Consider the following 17,585-nt stretch of genomic DNA (forward strand, 5'->3'; position numbering starts at 1 on the left):
AAGACCTGGACTAGAGGGTTACGCCGCCGCCGAGCTTGCGAAGCTCATGCAGGGGGAAAGGACGCGCGGTGTCGGTGTCATATTGGGCATGTGCACCACGCAGCCGGTGGACCAGGGTCGCAAGGGTCAGGGGATCGTCTCCATCCTGGCGAAAGGCGACGCAGATCTCGTCCATCTGTGAGCTGACCCGGCCCAGGCTCTCCTTTGGCCGGCGCACGCCTTCTTCAATTTCGGCGTGTCGCGAGATGCGGGCAGCGTAATGCTGGGCATTGGAGACCGTAACCGGCTTCTGTTTCAAGCCGTAGAAGGTGCGTGTCGCCGCGCCCCAGACGAAGAGGCCGCTCGGCCAACTGGTTTCCGTGTCGTGGTGATAATAGGGTTGCCGCTTGGGATCGGGGCTGGTGCGAACGATCCGCAGATTGGGCAGGTCATTGGGCGTCAGCGTTCTGTTGGCAATCGTCAGGTGATCGAAGACCAACCTTCCATTCGCCAATGCCGACAGCCTGTGGGTAAGGGTTTCCCCCTCGCAAATCACCAACGCCGGGCCGACCCGGTTGATGTCCTCCATCGCCATGGTGAAGAAGGTCTCGAACTTGGCGAGGTTCTCCTCCTGGCGGCCTCGACCGAATTTGCCGTAATCGCCCTTCAGGATCCGTAGGTAAGTGACTGCATAGGGCGCCCATTGCGGCGTTCCGGTCTCGTCCGGAAGCGCGCACTCCAGTCGCCCTTCTTTGGTACGGGCGGCAAGCGGAAAGGCGTGGCCTTTGCGCTGCTGGCCCGCCACGAGGTCGGCGTTCCTCTGGATGATTGTGAGTGCGGCCGGCTGGAGGTCCTGCGGCAGGTCTTCCACCGGCAGGACACCGAGCATGCGGAGGCAGTCGCTGAAAGCCGATCCATATTTGGCCTTCATCACGCTCTCGGACAGCGCCTCGACTGAAGTGAGCACGACTTGGGGAAGGAGATCGGCCTGCGCAAGCGCTCGTCGCGCAAGCTGGAACGGATCGCCCGTGCGTCCTTGCAACGCCTCGGGCATTTCCAGGATCGCCCAGCCGATGCCGATGGTTTGGGCGCGGACCCCGGCCACGTAGGCGACCATGGTTTTTTGTGCGTCGTCGAAAGCCTGTGAGCGGTTCATCTCGCGGATGCTGCGCAGCTGGGCAGGGTTGAGGGTTTTTGCTTCCTCCGTCGTCGCCTCGGCCCACGAAATCTCCTCGGCCAACACACCGGCGTTGACGGGATGCAACCGGATGGTGAGGCCACAGCACCACGACAGCACCCCGTCCTCCTGGGCCTGCGGCGGGCCGAGTTCGTCAAGGAGCGCGCGGGTGATCCGCTCGGGCGCGTCGTCGCGACGCTGGAAGATGAACAGGTCGATCTCGGGGCTCGGTGCGCCCATCGCTGTCAAGGCCATGCGGACGGCACGCCGGCGAGCGGCGAAGGTCTCGTCGTCCGCCTTGCTGTTGAACGGCTTGTCCAACGGCATGACCTGGCGGGCGCGGGTCATCGGCTCGACTGCTTTGAAGCCGGCTTTGGCGAGGGCCTGATTCAGAGAGTTACCAATGTCATGGCGGTCGGGCCAGGAAATGCCGGTGCCGCCGGGCAGCCAGTCATCGCCATGCACGGTTCCGAGGCGCGGCAGCACCCAAAGCCCGTCCTCATCGACCACCGGCTGGGCCAGCTCGGCCGGAGCGAGGGCGGCACGGCCGGTCAGGCGACGAACGAGGTCGAAGACCTTCTGATCGTCCTTGTGCGGCCAATAGCCGATCGTGGGTCCATGTTCGCCCTTGGACGGCGCCGGGCCGCTTCTGGCGCGGAAGTCAAACGAAGTGTGGCGATAGACGTCGGCAGAGGCGGACTCCATCGCCGGCATGAAGACGTCAAGCGCGCGATTGGGGTCATTGCGGCCCGTCCATCCGTCAACTGCGCCCCAATTGCGGATGGAAGGCCGGGCGAGGAGGTGCAGCTGCGGGCGCTCGGGATAAGTCGGCGTATAGAGAGTGATAACCTCGCTCCAAAGGCCCCGCTTGGTCTGACGCGGCGGGAAGGCGACCAGCTCTACTCCCGTGAAGGCATCGCTTTGTGCGGCCTTGGCCACGAGCACGCGTTGCGCGCCGCTCCGGAAGCGCAGGTCTTGACCTGCCAACGCGCCCAGCGCGTGGGCGGCGATCGCATCGAACAGAATATTGTCCGCCGGACTCGGGCAGGCGCCCTTCTGAGTCTGCAGCGCGCCATTCACTTGCAGTTTGGTCCAACTGGCCGTGTCCATCGCGGTCGCGGCAATCGCCGCGCGCGTCGGCGCTGGCTTATCGGGGTAGATCAGGGTCAGCCATAGGCCGATCGCCGCCTGGACGCGCCGACGCAGGTCTTCGTCGGTGGCGACATCGCCTGTGATGAAGAAGGAGAGAGGCCGACTCTGGGTTTCGGCGTCCAACTGGTGGCGCCGCATGAAGGCGATCTCGGGAACGAACCAGGCCAGGATCTCGGAGAGCCCATCAAGGCGCAGGGTCGACGGAGCGTCATTCGGGCGCTTGGATTTCTCGCGCGACCATGCCTGCAAGGTTTCTTGCGCGTCTGGTGACAAACGGTAGCGCGTCAGGACCAGATTATCCTGGGCGGTGAAGCCGGCTTCCCAGACATTCAGGTCGAGCGAATTGACGTTAGCCATAGGCGAGGCCCTTGGTCTTGGAGAGCGCATCGCGGAACGGCTGGTAGAGCAATTTCGCGAGTGTTCTGGCGGTGGGATCGGACGACGCCATGGCGATGTCGAGCTGGCGCAATGCCTGGACGAGGGCGCTGCTGTCTGGCGTGTCAGTTGCGCCGTCGAAGGAGAGAGGCGCGAACTGCCGGTCGACAAAGCCGATGTGCACGGGGCAGCCGTTGCGAATGCCACGGCCGATGGTCTGCCAAAGCGGGGTCAGCATGTCCCACGCGAACTGGGCCTTGTATTCGGTCGAGAGGCCGCTGTAGCCGCCGCGAGCATAGAGGCTGTAGCGCACGATGTTGGTGGCCGCGTAACGCATGCGGCGGGCGCGCTGGGACAGGCGCTCGTCAGGCTGGCCGGGATCTGTGCCCATTCCGCGGTCGAAGCGCTCGACGCCGAAGCGGTTCAGCCGGCCGATCACCGCGGCCAGGTCGTCCGGCCGTGGGTGGGGTCGGTGCAGGAAATAGATCGAGGCGATCGCTGCGCGACTTTCGCGATTGAGGATATTGTGGCCGCGGGCGACCACTTGCATCGGCGCCACTAGGATCGATTTTTCCGGTTCCTCGCCGAAGCGTTCGATGAGGGAGCGGGGAAGCGGCCTGGCGCGTCGCAGGCGATGATCGTCCGGCGCGCCGGCGTCATCGGCTTGGTCCCGTGTCAGGCAGAACACCCGCCAGTCGGCCAAGCCGTGGGTCTCGAGGCTCTCGAGCAGCATGTCGGCGACGATTGCCGCATCCGTGTAGGAGTTGGTGACGAGAAGGGCGCGGCGTCGCCCGCGCAGATGCTCGTCGCCCCATTCACGGGCCATGCGCAGCCAGTTCTCCTCGATCAGGTTAAGGTTATCGCGGCGGGCGGACAGGCGCGCGGCGACGCCGCTCAAGGCCCTGCGGCGGTCTGCTTCCCGCAGGCCTGAAATTCGAACCTGCTTTCCCTCCTCGTTGCGCAAGGGCACCAGCTCGAACACAGAGCGTCCGATTGCATCGAGCTCGGCCTGGGGCTGCAGCAGTACGCCTTGGGCCGGGACTTGCACGTCGAAGCTCGGCGATGCGCAGTCCATGGGCTTCCCTGTCTTGGGATTGAACTGACGTTGGGCGCCGCCGGCCCAGCTCGTGCCGCTGAGCATCAGCACATGGGGACCGGCCTGACCTTCGCTGGCGAGCAGGTCGTGCAGGTGGGTGAGCAGGTGGCGGCCGACCCCGAGGTGATTGATGAGGGTTAGCTTGCCGCCCATCGTGTCGCGCCGATCCTCGCTTGGCTCGTCATACAGCAACCCGAACACCGCTCCGGCCGGGTTCGACGGGAGCAGCGTGCGGTAGTGGCGGATGAGATTGCCGGCCTGGCTCAGCAACTGGGCGTCGTCGATCCCGAGGTCAGTGGCCACGGCCGGTTGGGTCTTCACCAGCCAGTAATAATGGGACAGGACGAGGTCGGTGACGATCGCAAGCAACAGCGCGAGCGCATTGCCGTGGGGGCTCATCGCCGCCTTGCTTGTCGTGGCGCTGGTGGCGTTGAACGCCGATAGTGGACCGTCCAGGAGATCGCGGACCCGTTCGGTCAGATTCTCATAATAGTCGCTGACCACCATATCGCGGGCGATGGCCTGAAGGGCATCGCTGGCTGACTGGAAGGCGGGATTGCGGAAGGGTTGTCGCGCCTCGTCGGCTTGTTCCTCGGCCTCGTCACGGCTGACGGCCGACCCTTGCGAAAAGCGCGAGATGCTTCCGGCGACCTTGATGACCTCGAGGAAGTCTTCCTCGAAATCCGGATCGTCGAAGCTGCGACCGGGGCGGGTGAGGCCCTGCACATCCTGCCGCCTTCGCCAGATTTCATAGAGGATGCCGCCGGCGGTGAAGGGCGTGTTGCGGTAGAAGTCAGCGAGATAGGCCTGCTCGTTCTGAAGAAGAGCGTAGAGCGTTCCGATCAGGCGATAGAATGTGTGGAAGTTGGCCTGCCAGCGAGCGTTCACCTGACGGCGAAACTGGACTCCGCTGCGCTCGCGCAACGCCTCGGACGACTTGGTGCCGATTGCCGGTGCATAGACGTCGCGCTCGTCACCCATGATCGGTGAGCGTGGCGCGAAGATATCGTCGAGGGTTTTTTGGACGGAGTCGACCTCATCGACGATCATCAAGTCCAGGGTGTGCTGAAACAGTTCCGGCAAGGTCAGATGCTGCGCCGATGTCCATTTGTCCGGCGTCATGTGGACGAAGGCCTGGGGCGTAAGGGCGATAACCTGGGCGGTGACGGCGCTACGCTGCTGCTCCTGAGCCGGGCACCGCGTCCATAACGGACATGACCGCTGGGCGCCGACGCCATCGTCGTCGTCAACCGCGTCTTCCTCGGCGAGCTCCGCGTCGCGGCGACGCTGATAGATCCTGTGGCAGGGCTTCTCCTTGAAGGTGGGGAAAGCGGGCCGCTGGCCCGCTCCGCGGACGACGATCGGATCGCGCTGAAAGCCGTCAAGCGGGCAGGCGACGCTGAAGTTTTCGGCGACGTCTCCGACAGCCGACACCGACCAACCCGAGGATGACAAGCCCTGCTGCCAGTGAATGGAGTTCAGGTGGCGATCGCGATTGTAGAAGCTTGAGAGCACCGTGGCGCTGACGCCGTGCATCCGCAGGCGGGCGATCAGTGTCGCTCCCTGGATGGTGTCGGTGACGAGGATGCCGATGCGCTTGCCCTCACCGCCGAGAGTCAGGGCCAGCACGACAAGCCAAACCAGGGTAGATTTGCCGGAGGACAGCATGCCGAGGACATGCACGGCGCCGTCCAAGGTCAGGGTTTCGCCGTCGAAGAAACCTTCCTTAAGGCCTTCGAGCTGGAGTTTGTTGAGACGCTCGCGCAGCCGAAGCGGCGGGAGGGTCGAGGGCCAGTCCGATTGAACTTCCCGCGCGTCGACCCTTTCGGCGGTGGCCCGCAGCTGCGCCAGGGTCAATGTGATTGGCGCATGGCGGTGCCGGCGCGGGATGGCATGCTTGGCTGCGGCCGCCGCATCCGGATCGGCTACGGGGATTTGGTAGGCGAGCAGCGTCTCACCGCGATTGGTGCGGACCAGCGCGTTGCCTGCGCTGGCCAACTGCAGGACACGGGCGATCCAGGGCGCGGGGGTTTGCAGATGACCGGTCAGGACGGCGAGCACGCCTTCGGGCGCGCTGCGCCGCAGGGTGGGGATGCGGCCGTTGATAGCGTAGCAGCGCATCGTTTCCGGCGTGAGGCCGTGTCGACGGCAGGCGTCGAGCCAGGCCGAGGCCGACATGTAGCGGCCGGCCAGGTGTCGCAGGCTGGTCAGATCGCGCAGGAAGGCCGGATCGGCGCCGGCTGCCATGACTTTCGCATAACCAAGCAACAGATAGGGAAGGGCCGATACGTCCTCGTCGGGACAGTGGCGCGCCAGGAAATGAAGACATAGCTCGGTGAGCGCGAGTGTGCGGTCCTCCGCCGCGGGGAGATCGCGCGCCGCGGGATCGGCGCTGCGTAATGCTTTGCGGTAGACCTCCAAGAAGGCGCGATCCGTCCTCATGGTGTCAGCTCTTCGAGGAGATCGGATACGGTGGCGATCGCGACGGCCGGACGGCCGTTGGCCGCGCGCAGAGCCTCAAAACGAGCCTCAAAGCGAGGATCCGTCTCGATGATGTAGTCGGGGATGATCAGATAGCAGTGGTGGTCGGCCTCGAAGGTCTTGAAGCCGTTGAAGCGGCTGGCGAGGCGAGCGGGCGAGATATAGTCCTTAACATCGATGGCTAGCCGTCGGCTGCCGTCCGGGGCTATTGCCACAAGGTCGACCCGATCCAGGCTCGGCCACAGTTTCGATGTCCACCCCAGGGAGTCGAGCCCGCGTTTGAGTTCGAGTTCCGCCAGGCCCGGAAGAGCCCAGAAGGTCCGGAAGGCGCGCTTTAAATAAAGCATTCCAGGGCGGTACTTGAGCGTTGCGCGCACGCCTTCGCGGGCTTTGCGGATGGCTTCAGGCTGGCGACATTCGGTGTGGAAGGCGCGACCGTCGCGGCGCAGGATCGTCTTGCTGACCGTGCAGATTGGCAGTTCTCCGTTGATCGCGAAGCTTTCGGGAATCCGGTCGTAGAAGGCCTCGACGATTTCGTCCGATCGTTCGAGGGTGGCGAGCAGAGGGTCCATGAGGATGGCTGTAGACCAACTCGTCATGACCACGTTTTCGATGATCGTTTTCCGCCAGGTCCGGTAGAGCGCTTCGCCATCGACACGATCGCGGCAGAGGCCCACCAGCATCTCGTAGCCGAGGTTCTCTTCGATCTCGGATTCGGGATCCCCTCCAGGCAGCGCCAAGGCACGGCACGCAGTGCTGGCCTCGCCGGACTCGACGAGCCGCACGGCGAGGTAGTCGCCGCCCACATCCCAGCTGACGTCCGGAAGCCACCGGAAAAGAGGCTCTTGGGCACGACGCATGAGCCCGTGAAGATCTGTCGGCCAGACGTCGTCGCCATCGGCGAGGTTGCGCGCGGCGCCCAAGTCGAACACGCGCCGGACAGATGGTGGATAGGGCGCCTTCAGCCACCCTTCGGCGTCGAGACTGGCCTGGATTTGGACGATGGCGCTGGCGATCAGAGTGACCATCTCGCGAACGCCGTGGACGGGCGCCTGGGGGCCTTCGAGCTGCGCAAGTTTGGCGAGAACATCCGGCGCCACGCCCGCCGGGTCCTCGAGATAGCGATAAAGGGTGGCGCGGCCGATGCCGAGTTGGTCGGCGGCGGCCGTCTTCCAGCGGCGCCCATAGCCGAGCTTCTCCGAGAAGAGTGTGCGCGCGCGCTGGGGGAAGGTCAGTACATCGGCCAAACGAATCATCTCCGGTGAGACAAACGGACCTTAGTGTCTCAAGTGTCTCATCGCAAGCGGGCTGGCCTTCCTTGTGGAAACCTCGGTCCTCATCGCCTTGAATAGTGTCAGAAAACCGTTTATGTTTCTGACAGGAGAGCGCCATGCAGCGGCTAACCGAACAGATTCTTGCGCATGCCGAGGGGTTGCCGGAAGGTGCGCCTGTGACAGCTAAAGGCTTGCTCCACCTTGGTAATCGTGCCGCGATAGATCAGGCCTTGTCGCGTCTGACCGAGCGGGGCCAACTGATCCGGGCCGGTCGCGGCGTCTATCTTCGCCCCATCACGAGGCGGTTCGGCACGAGGGCTCCTTCCGTCCAGCTGGTGGTCGCGGCGCTCGCCAGCCAGCGCGGCGAGATCATCGTACCGAGCGGGGCGGCGGCGGCCAACACGCTCGGCCTTACGACCCAGGTGCCGGTTCGGTCGGTCTATCTGACCTCCGGCCGCAGCCGGACGATGAATCTCGGCAAGCAGGTCGTCGAACTTCGTCACGCTCCTCGCTGGCAGCTCGCCCTGGCTCACAAGCCGGCGGGCGAGGCGGTGCGAGCGCTGGCCTGGCTTGGGCCGGAAAAGGCGGAAGCCGCCTTGAAGACATTGAAGCGGAAGCTCCCTCCGTCGACCTTTAGCGAACTGGTGGCGGCGGCGCCGCAGCTTCCGACCTGGCTCGCGCGCAGCGTGGGAAAGGCGGCGCATGGCTGACGCCTTTCTCCACCTTCCGGTCGCCGACCGCCGCGAGGCGCTGAGCGTCGCGGCAGATCGGTTGGGGCGGCCAGCGCACCTTCTTGAGAAGGATGTGTGGGTGGTATGGGCGCTCGCCACGCTCTACGGATCGGCGCTCGGCGAGCACTTGGTGTTCAAGGGCGGCACGTCACTGTCGAAGGCCTATGGGGTCATTCGGCGGTTTTCCGAGGACGTCGACCTGACCTACGACATCCGGGCGATCGCGCCCGATCTGGTAGACGGCAACGGCGAGGCGTTGCCAAAAACGCGGAGCGAGGAGAAGCGCTGGTCGAGCGAGGTGCGCAAGCGCTTGCCGGAGTGGGTGGCGGGGAACGCCCAGCCGGTGATCGCGGACGTGCTGGCCGCGCAGGCGTTGGCTGCTGCCATCCGCGTCGAGGACGAGAAGCTGTTCATCGACTATGAACCGATCGCAGCGGGCTCCGGCTACGTGACGCCGAGCGTGATGCTCGAGTTCGGCGCGCGATCGACGGGCGAGCCGGCAAGTCTGCGGGACATCGCCTGCGACGCATCCGGTCTGATCGAAGGCGTGACGTTTCCGACGGCACGACCACGCGTCATGCACGCCGAGCGAACCTTCTGGGAAAAGGCGACGGCGATCCACGTCTTCTGCCTGCAGGAGCGACTCCGCGGCGATCGCTTCGCACGACACTGGCATGATGTCGTGCGGCTGGATGAGGCCGGCCTTGCGGAAGCGGCTTTCGCGGATCGCGACCTGGCGGGCGCAGTCGCGCGCCACAAGGGGATGTTCTTCGCCGAGAAGGCGGCCGATCGCAGTCCGATCGACTACGTGGCCGCCGTGAATGGCGGTTTGCACCTCGTGCCCGGCGGCGATGCCTCCAAGGCGCTGCGAGAAGACTACCGCCGCATGGTCGATGACGGATTGCTCTTGGACGATGCCGAATCTTTCGAGGCGATGATGGCGCGATGCGCCGACATCGCTGCGCGGGCCAATCGCGCGGCGTAATAGAAAAGAAAAGCGGGGGAGAGAAATGTGCGTATTTCGCGGGTAAAAATCAGCAACTTCGCGAATTTCTCGGAGATCGACGTCGAGACTGGCGAAAGCATCGTCATCGTCGGTGAGAACAAGGTTGGCAAGAGCAACTTCGTCCGTGCGCTGCAACTGATCCTCGACCCTGGTCTTTCTGAACGTGATCGGCAGCTCGGGCTTGAGCATTTCTGGGATGGCTTGGGAGAAGACAAGCTCGGCGAAACGATCGAGGTCGCGGTCGAGCTGACCGGCTTCACGGGCGATCCGCGGTTGATGGCGCACCTCAACGACTGCGTGGTCGATCCGGGGCCGCCGATGGTTGCGCGTCTCACCTACCGTTTCCAACCGAAGGCCAATCTCGGGCGGGATCCGGAGAGCCTTGCCGACTATGAGTACATCGTCTTTGGCGGCAACGATCCGGAGATGTCCATCGGGCCGTCGCTGCGACGGATGCTTCCGCTCGACGTGCAGGTCGCGTTGCGCGATGCCGAGAAGGATCTGTCGAGTTGGCGCAATTCGCCGCTAAGGCCTTTGATCGAGGAACTGGCGACCTCTCTCGATGAAGACGCGCGGGCCGAAATCCAGGAGCAGGTCAACGAGGCGCAGGCCGAGTTGGTCAGCCATGATGAAGTGGTCGCAACCGCCGAGCGGATCGGCCAGCGGTTGATCGCGATCGCCGGCGAGCAACATGCGGTGCCGTTGACGCTCGGCCTCGCGCCGACCCGGGTTGATGCGCTGCTGCGCAGCCTGCGTCTCCTGATCGACAATGGTGCGCGCGGCATTTCCGATGCCAGCCTTGGGACCGCCAACCTGATCTTCCTGGCGCTCAAGAGCCTGGAACTCGATCGGCTCGTGACGGATGGCGAGCGCGACCACACTTTCTTTGTCGTCGAGGAGCCGGAAGCGCACCTTCACCCGCACGTCCAACGTCTGGTTTACCGCTATTTCCTCGGCAGCGGCGGGGATGACGAGGAGCAGACGCCGCCACTCACAACCATCCTGACCACGCATTCGCCGCATATCGCGAGCGTCACCCCGATCCGGTCGGTCGTGCTGCTTCGTCAAGACGCGGCGACAAATGCGACGATCGCCGTTTCGACGGCCAAGGCGCCGCTCGACGAGCGCGACGAGGCGGACCTCCAGCGCTACATCGACGTAAGCCGTGGCGAGATCTTCTTCGCTCGCGGGGTCATCCTGGTCGAGGGCGACGCGGAGCGGTTTCTCGTGCCTGCCTTCGCCGAGGCGCTGGACATTCCGCTCGACATGCTGGGCATTACAGTATGCTCGGTCAGCGGCACGAACTTCACGCCCTACGTCAAGCTACTGGGTCCCGAGGGCCTCAACATTCCGCACGTCATTTTAACCGATCGCGACCCGAACGGAACGAAACCTCCACTGGTCCGACGTCGCTTGATCAATGTCCTGCGGTTGGTCGAAGACGGCGTGAACTATACGCCTCTGGATGCCGACGCCGTGATCGCGCGTGCGGAGGCGTTCGGGTATTTCGTGAACAGCAACACGCTCGAGCCGGAGCTGTTCGCCGGCGGCCTCGCTGAGGCGATGCAGGAGGTCATCGAACAGGAACTTTCGATGGGCCAAGCGACACGCGACCTGATCCAGGGATGGGTCGACGACACCGACAGTCTCGACGAGGAGCAACTGATCAAGATCATTGAGCGGATTGGCAAAGGGCGGTTCGCGCAGGCGCTGGCGCCGCACGTCGATGAGGATGCGTGCCCGGATTACATCCGGCAGGCGCTGGAGCATATCCGCGATGCCGTTACGTAGCGTCAGCGCTGCCTATCTTGCCGAAGCGGGCGATCTGGCCGGCAACCCGGGTCAGCAGGCGGCCTATGACTCGACGGGAAACTGTGTCGTTCTCGCGGGGCCCGGTAGCGGCAAGACCAAGACGCTGGTTCTCAAGCTCGCGCGGATCATGGCGGAGGACGTCCGCGCGCCGCGCGGTGCGGCATGCATCACCTACAGCCAGGAATGCGCGCGCGAGCTGACACGCCGGCTCGAGCGATTGGGCCTGCGCGAGGCGCCTAATCTCTTTGTTGGTACGGTCCATGGTTTCTGCCTGAGGCATCTCCTCATGCCCTATGGACGGCTTGCCGATCTTCCGGTGCCGTTCCCGCTCGCCGTGGCCACACAGCGGCAGAGCGACCAGGCGATGAAGCGCATCGGCGATCGACTGTTCGGCGTTGGCCATCCCAACAAGCCCATGGACCTGGGGCGGCATCGACGGTCGGTGCTCGACAGGACGTCGATCGCTTGGACGAGCGAAGCGGAGCTTGCCGCTTGGGCGGAGGGATATGAGGCCGAGCTGCGACGGCGGGGCCTTGTCGATTTCGATGACCTTGTGGTGTTCGGTCAGCGGCTGGTGTCAGAGCATGACTGGGTGCTGCCCCTGTTGCAGGCGAAATTTCCGGTCCTCGCGGTCGATGAATATCAGGACCTCGGCGTGGCGTTGCATCGCATCGTCAAGCGTGTGGCCTTTGATGGCGGCATTCGGCTCTTTGCGGTGGGAGACTCCGACCAGTCGATCTACGGCTTCACCGGCGCCGACGGAGCACTGCTCCAAGAGCTGGCCGAGCGGGATGATGTCGAGCGGGTTCAGCTTCAGCTCAACTATCGTTCGGCGTCGCGCATCGTCAGCGCGTCCGAAATGGCCCTTGGCGAGGCCCGCGGGTATCGGTCGAACGACCCGGAACGGCAGGCGGTCATCGAATTCGTTCAGTGCGCCGATGGCCTTGAAGGCCAGGCCGCGCATGCGGTCGCCGAAATCATTCCAGCAGCTCTCGCGGCCAAGCCCGGACGCGCGCTCGGTGACATCGCCATTCTCTATCGCGACTACCGAGCGGGCGACGTCGTGGCGGAAGCCGTTGCTGCCGCAGGCATCGATTTCGTTCGCGTCGATACCGCGGCACCTTATCGCAAAGTCGCGCTTACGAGTTGGCTCGAGGATTGCGCAGCGTGGTGCGCCGGTGGCTGGCGCGAGGCTCGGCCGCAATTGCGTGGCCTGCTTGATCGCTGGCTCGGATTTCGTCGCACTCGGATCTCAGAAGTGCAGGCCCGAGATGAATCCCGGCGCCTGACGCAGCTTCTATGGTTGCTTCGCGTCGAGGAGGGAATCGCCCGGGATTTCGTGTCGGCGGTGCGAGCGGGAATGCTTGATGCGCTAATGACAGCTGAGCCGGGTCTCGCTGATCAGCGTGAGCAGGTGGATCGCATGTCGGCGGCGCTGGCGGTCGGGGGACCGCTCGCGGATCTCGACCTTGCAAGCCTTGGCGGGCGCGATGGGTCTCCGCTGCATCTGAACTTGTTGACGCTGCACTCCGCAAAGGGGTGTGAATACGACGTTGTCATCATGGTTGGTCTCGATCTCGGGAGTTTGCCCTGGCGCAATGAGTTGCCCGCCGCCCGCCGCGAGAGCCGGCGGCTCTTCTACGTCGGCCTGACCCGCGCTCGGGACGAAATCCATATGCTCTACTCGGGCTACGTCGACACGGGCCGCGGCAGGATGCATTGGGGGCGCTCTCCTTTCCTGGATGAACTTGAAGCGCGGATGGAGGCGGCCGAAGGCGAATAGTCAATGAAGGCGGCAGCCGGTCAGAAGGAAATGCTGATGCAGATCGCCGGCAAGAAGCAGGCTGCGGCGAAGAAGCCGGCCGCCAAGCCGCAACGCAGGTCGGCGTGATGGCTGTGCCGAGACTCATGTGCTCGGTGCGCGCTCTAATGTCTCCAGATCTGGCGAATCCGGGAATAACTCCCGCTGCGCGAGGTGGATCAGGCGTTCGGAATCCGCGAGGAGTTGGGCGCTGGGCTTGAGCTTGTCCGCATAGCGTTCATCATAGACCATGAAGTTGTGCAGCGCGACCAGCCCATCAGGGTGTGCTTCCGCGTAGTCCGAAAGCAGTTGACGCATGCCGAATTCGACGACCGACGACTCGAGATTTTCGAGGTCGGCAATTGTCATGATCGCCAGCGGCATCACGCGCTTGCCTTGCGGTACGTCGCCGAGCAGGCTGCGAAACTCCACGTCGAGAAAGGTCCCGTAGGCTGGCGCGTTGAGGCGCGTGTCGTGAACGAGCAGGACCGGATGGATCACTGCGACGTCGGCGAACTCCGGCTGCGCTACCCCACAATTACCATCGAGAACGCGGCGCACGATCTGCGCGAGTTGTGCGACCCCCTTTGGTCGCTCTTTCTTCTTGCCCTTGGGCAGTGTGGTCTCAATGCCGTAGCGCGAGCGTATCTGCTCGATCCAGACGTCGACGTCACCGAGCACCACCTCGTCTCTCAGCCATGCCGCCTTCTCCTCGAAGATCACGGTCTGGGGGATGTAATTGAGCACGGCGTCGATTTCGAAGTCGCGGCCTTCGCGGTCGCGTGCGGTCACGCCGCACCGCAGGCGCGAGGCAAGGCCGGGTCGGTCGGGATACATGCGCTGCAGGATGCCGTTGGCGTAGTCTTCGAAGGCCAGCCCGAACGCCCCGAAGATTTCGTTGGCCTTGCCTGGCGCATTAGGAAGCAAATGGAAGAGGGGGCCGACCGATATCTTCTCGCTGAAGAACACAGGATCGATGATCACGGCGCGGCCATCGGCCAGAGACAGGATCGGGCGTTCGCGCAGATCCCGATTGCCGCGTTCGGCGAAGCCCTCCCAGAGCGTGACTGCCAGCTCTTCGGGCGTTTGGGATTCCGATGCCATATATGCGGAAAGCACGTCTCGATAGGCTGTCGCGTCAGCGAGCGTGCGAGCGTTGAACACCAACCCGTCCGGTGAATCGAAGGGCAGGTACAGCGCGAGACCGGTCACGCAGGTAAAGTATTGTTCGACCGTAAGCCCGGTCGCTTCAAAGAAGTCGACCGAAAACGTGGGATAGTGTTCGGGAAAATGCTTCGAGAACATCGCCCAACCGCGCCCGAGGGTCGCGCCGAGGTACGGCGCGATCATCGACTCTTCGAGCCCACGGCGGAACGGGCCGAGCGCCTGCTCCCGGGCTTCGTCCACGGGGAGCGTCCCGGATAGCCGGCTACCAAATACCCGCTTGCTCCACAACGTGCTCGCGATGAGCGCGGCCTTCAGCAACTGGCTTCGCGCCGCCGGATCGTCCAGCGCCTTGGCATCGGGAGTCGCAGGGCAGCACCGGACCGCCCAACGCATCAATTCGAGGAGTTGGCCTCGAAAGAAGACTATCGGAAGATCGCCGGGAGGGCGGGTCTGGGCGAACGCGTTAATCCGTTGCAGGTCCTCGCTGCTGCAAATCAGGCCGATGGCGCGTTCTTGCCGCACCTTGGTGTCGGGGTCACCGGTCCGCTTACGACAGTGTTCAGGCGGGCGCACGCGACCAAGACGGCGTCTCGGCTGAGCGAGGCCAACAGCGCTTCCATCGTCGCTTCGGATGCGTCGATACCTGGAAACAATGCCTCGGGAGACACGAAAACGCTGATTTCGCGCGACGTCATCGTTGATGACTGCCGGCGACCGGGTTTCGGAAGGATCAGGCCTGGTGGCTTCACGAAGGCTCCATCGACGCACGGCGCTGTAGCGGGGATATGCCGGAAGCGCATGTGTCCAATATAGGATCGCTCCGGTCCATACGCCACGAACTGGAAAGAATGCAGCTTCACCGACGATAGCCATCGCCGTCGGTGGATCCCGGGGAGCGTTACCGATTCAATCGAGGATGTCCGTGATTGCATAGCGGTTGCCCCGCGACCTCGGGCGGCGGACCCTCCCGGGCGATATCGAGGGCGCGATCGCGCGCGTGCGGGTCGGAACGGTCCTTTGTCCAACTGTGGTATTCATATTCGTGATGGCGCCTACGTCCTGGAGCACCGCGGTCGCCTAGCTGCGCAGCGAGCGAATCGCCGGCCGGCGCTCCTTCGTCATTCGAAGAAAACGAGAGTACCTCCCAAGAATGTCACGAAACTCCGGGCGGGGTAGCGCGCCAAACAATCCAGGATGGGCAAACTGTGTCTTTTGCGGCTGCCCGGTCGGCAAGGCCGCGCGATCGCGCGAGCATGTCATACCAATGTGGATGTTGCGCGCGACCGGGGATCCGAACCGCGTCATCAAGATCGAAAGCGATCCGATAACGGGTGCCGACGTTGCCCGGCCGGCGTCTACGTTCCACTTCCCGGCCTGCAAGCCGTGCAACGAGAAATATGGAAAGACGCTGGAAGCGCGAGCGAAGAACGCGATCGAATCCCTGATGGCCGGCAAGTCGCTTGCGGTGTCCCATTGCTATTGGCTGCTCGACTGGCTCGACAAGGTGAGAGTCGGACTCTGGCTCGGCTACAACATGCTGCACAAGGAGGAGTTCGCACCCAAATTCAGAATCGATCAGCGGATCGGGATCAAGGACCGGGTCGCGATCCTGAGCGTCGATCCCGACGACCGCACCAAAGGCTTCGCCCTGGGCGGAATGGACAATCAGATTTTCCGGACCAGCCAAGCGGGAATGTACCTTAAGATCAACAATGTTCGGATCCTTTCGCTCTCGTTCGATGGCTTCGTTTCACGCTATGCCGGCATGCCTTTCCCGAAGGAGTTGCTGGCGCTCAGTGAAAATCCCGACGCATCGATGGCGTTAATGGAGAAGACGGATTACCGCGTGAAGCAGGACTGGAAGGCATTCGACATTCCGGGCGCGACGGTCATTGCGCAGTCGAGCTTCTGGTTAGCCAACTGCGCGGACGATGAAACGTTCGCCATGTACATCAATGAGAGCACCATTCCCCGCTTTAGACGGATCCCGCGTATCCGGAATCGCGAAGACCTCGAACAGTTCGTTCAGACGCAACTGATCTCGAATGCGACCGGCACCTTCCAGTATCACCCAAATCCGCGCCGGAAGCTTCGATTCGGACGTGCCAAGGACAATACCGATTGGCATTTCATGCGGTCGTTGGATGCCTTGTTCATCCAAGAGGTACTTCCGCTCAATCCCAAGAGAATGGTCGATCCGGATGGTACGCGGCGCGGGACCATGCAGCTTGCGATGCTCTGGATCGAAAAGCCCGTTCAGTTGATGCTGCGTTTCCGGCAACTCGGCGCCCCGGACGAAGGAAGCTTCGGCCTGATGGTCGACGAATTGCAGCACGTCTACAGGGACTGGGAAGAACTTCGTGCAAACACGCTCGGTCAGTGGGCCCGCGACGCTTCTGCTTATCCACTCGAAGAATAGGGCCGGGCTTCAGCTTTGGGGGCGATACCGGTGATTCAGCCAGCACCGTGGTGACAAACCTTGTATTTCATGGCCAGGCAGAGCGAGCGACCAAGAAGCTGTAGATCAAGAAGGCCAAGATGGCCGACGAGCGAGGCCACGCGTTGCGTCATGTATCCGGCGGGTCTTCCTGACGCTGCGGGCGACGATCCGAAGTGGCTCGTCCGTTAGGCTTGCGATGGTCGGAGGCGAACTTTGCCAGAAACTTGTTGTAGGAGATGCCCGGCCGAAGCGTTGAGGCCGCTCACCTCCTCTTGATCTTCGCACGTGGATGATCTTGCGCTGGAGGTCCCGGGAAGCTACCTGGTCGTCATCGTCCTCGGTGGTCACGTCGCTAGCCCGGCCGTGTCTTCTTTGACGCCGCGTGCGACGATCCGGAGCGCTCCGTCGGCAAGCGGCCGCTGCAGCTTCAGGGCCTTGTCCAGAGGGGCCGTCATCCAGGTCTCGACTTCGTCTGGCGTCGTAAGGATCACCGGCATCGCCTTGGGGTGGATGGCGCCGACCTCGGCGTTCGGCTCTGTCGTGAGGAATGCGTACAGGTCGTTGGTCGTCTCGCCTTCCTTGACCTTTCGGACAGACGTCCAGTTGGTCCAGATGCCGGCGAAGCAGGCGAGGGGACGGGTCTCGTCGAGCGCGAACCAGATATCACCGCCCTCGGCCTTGTTGAACTCGCTGAAGGAGTTGAACGGCACCACGCAGCGGTTTTCGGCTCCTAGCCACCGCCTCCAGTGCTTGCTATTCACGTTGCGGATGTTCGTCGTGCCGCCGTCCGGCTCCATCCGCAGCAGTTCCTTGAAATCGACGGTCTTGCCCTTGGCCTGCAGCTTTTCGGCTCGTTTTTTGGTGGCATCCATCAATGCCTTTGATGACGATGGCATACCCCACCGCGCCGTAGCGAGTTCGCGGCCTTCGGTCCCATTGCGCACGATCGGTGCCTCATAGTCGGGAAAAACACCTGGCATCGGCGCCAGATTGCCGACGTATCGGTTCACGACGCGAAACAGCGCGCTGATGGCGGCCTGGTTGGTCGTGATCGAGTAGAGATTGCAGATGTGGACGGCCCCCCACTTGTCAGG

The 17,585-nt window shown here is 63.5% G+C and carries 10 protein-coding genes and 1 pseudogene; 6 read left to right on the forward strand and 5 right to left on the reverse strand.

Going from position 1 to position 17,585, the window contains the following annotated elements:
* Positions 1–10: 10 nt before the first annotated feature.
* Genes ACLFLU_RS07235 through ACLFLU_RS07245 form a run of 3 tightly spaced genes read right to left on the reverse strand, consistent with a single transcriptional unit; the run spans position 11 to position 7,507 of the window.
* Positions 11–2,665, reverse strand: coding sequence for an RNaseH domain-containing protein (locus ACLFLU_RS07235; protein WP_426411617.1), 2,655 nt, complete (start codon positions 2,663–2,665; stop codon positions 11–13).
* A complete protein-coding gene (locus ACLFLU_RS07240; protein ID WP_426411618.1) occupies positions 2,658–6,221 on the reverse strand; it encodes a hypothetical protein in 3,564 nt (1,187 codons plus the stop codon). The genes ACLFLU_RS07235 and ACLFLU_RS07240 overlap by 8 nt, the downstream gene beginning before the upstream one ends.
* Entirely contained in the window at positions 6,218–7,507 is a 1,290-nt protein-coding gene (locus ACLFLU_RS07245) for a hypothetical protein (RefSeq protein WP_426411619.1), read from the reverse strand. The genes ACLFLU_RS07240 and ACLFLU_RS07245 overlap by 4 nt, the downstream gene beginning before the upstream one ends.
* 143 nt (positions 7,508–7,650) lie before the next feature.
* Between ACLFLU_RS07245 and ACLFLU_RS07250 the strand changes: the two genes are divergently transcribed.
* From ACLFLU_RS07250 to ACLFLU_RS07270, 5 genes and pseudogenes are all read left to right on the forward strand, one after another.
* On the forward strand, positions 7,651–8,244 hold the full coding sequence (locus ACLFLU_RS07250) for a DUF6088 family protein (protein ID WP_426411620.1): 594 nt from the start codon (positions 7,651–7,653) through the stop codon (positions 8,242–8,244).
* On the forward strand, positions 8,237–9,250 hold the full coding sequence (locus ACLFLU_RS07255) for a nucleotidyl transferase AbiEii/AbiGii toxin family protein (RefSeq protein ID WP_426411621.1): 1,014 nt from the start codon (positions 8,237–8,239) through the stop codon (positions 9,248–9,250). Before ACLFLU_RS07250 ends, ACLFLU_RS07255 begins: the two co-directional genes overlap by 8 nt.
* Positions 9,251–9,277: 27 nt before the next feature.
* Positions 9,278–11,062 carry an ATP-dependent nuclease gene (locus ACLFLU_RS07260; protein WP_426411622.1) on the forward strand — a complete coding sequence of 595 codons (1,785 nt, stop codon included), beginning with the start codon at positions 9,278–9,280 and terminating at the stop codon, positions 11,060–11,062.
* A complete protein-coding gene (locus tag ACLFLU_RS07265) occupies positions 10,947–12,866 on the forward strand; it encodes an ATP-dependent helicase (RefSeq protein ID WP_426411623.1) in 1,920 nt (639 codons plus the stop codon). The genes ACLFLU_RS07260 and ACLFLU_RS07265 overlap by 116 nt, the downstream gene beginning before the upstream one ends.
* 6 nt (positions 12,867–12,872) lie before the next feature.
* Positions 12,873–12,974, forward strand: a pseudogene (locus tag ACLFLU_RS07270) (Ku protein); the annotation flags it as partial.
* Between the two features lie 15 nt (positions 12,975–12,989).
* Here ACLFLU_RS07270 and ACLFLU_RS07275 read toward each other — a convergent pair.
* Entirely contained in the window at positions 12,990–14,573 is a 1,584-nt protein-coding gene (locus ACLFLU_RS07275; protein ID WP_426411624.1) for a hypothetical protein, read from the reverse strand.
* A 742-nt stretch (positions 14,574–15,315) separates the two neighbouring features.
* Between ACLFLU_RS07275 and ACLFLU_RS07280 the strand changes: the two genes are divergently transcribed.
* A complete protein-coding gene (locus tag ACLFLU_RS07280; protein ID WP_426411625.1) occupies positions 15,316–16,470 on the forward strand; it encodes a hypothetical protein in 1,155 nt (384 codons plus the stop codon).
* A gap of 365 nt (positions 16,471–16,835) precedes the next feature.
* On the opposite strand, the gene ACLFLU_RS07285 is transcribed toward ACLFLU_RS07280, so the two are convergent.
* Positions 16,836–17,561 carry an SOS response-associated peptidase gene (locus tag ACLFLU_RS07285; RefSeq protein WP_426413917.1) on the reverse strand — a complete coding sequence of 242 codons (726 nt, stop codon included), beginning with the start codon at positions 17,559–17,561 and terminating at the stop codon, positions 16,836–16,838.
* Between the last annotated feature and the right edge of the window lie 24 nt (positions 17,562–17,585).

The organism is Bradyrhizobium ganzhouense (genome assembly GCF_049949285.1).
In the GTDB taxonomy this organism is placed as follows: Bacteria; Pseudomonadota; Alphaproteobacteria; order Rhizobiales; family Xanthobacteraceae; genus Bradyrhizobium; species Bradyrhizobium ganzhouense.

Excerpts from the sequence above, each read along its gene's own strand:
- ACLFLU_RS07280 (WP_426411625.1), top strand. The coding sequence starts at position 15,316 with ATGTGGATGTTGCGCGCGACCGGGGATCCGAACCGCGTCATCAAGATC.
- ACLFLU_RS07250 (WP_426411620.1), top strand. The coding sequence starts at position 7,651 with ATGCAGCGGCTAACCGAACAGATTCTTGCGCATGCCGAGGGGTTGCCG.
- ACLFLU_RS07255 (WP_426411621.1), top strand. The coding sequence starts at position 8,237 with ATGGCTGACGCCTTTCTCCACCTTCCGGTCGCCGACCGCCGCGAGGCG.
- ACLFLU_RS07235 (WP_426411617.1), bottom strand. The coding sequence starts at position 2,665 with ATGGCTAACGTCAATTCGCTCGACCTGAATGTCTGGGAAGCCGGCTTC.
- ACLFLU_RS07240 (WP_426411618.1), bottom strand. The coding sequence starts at position 6,221 with ATGAGGACGGATCGCGCCTTCTTGGAGGTCTACCGCAAAGCATTACGC.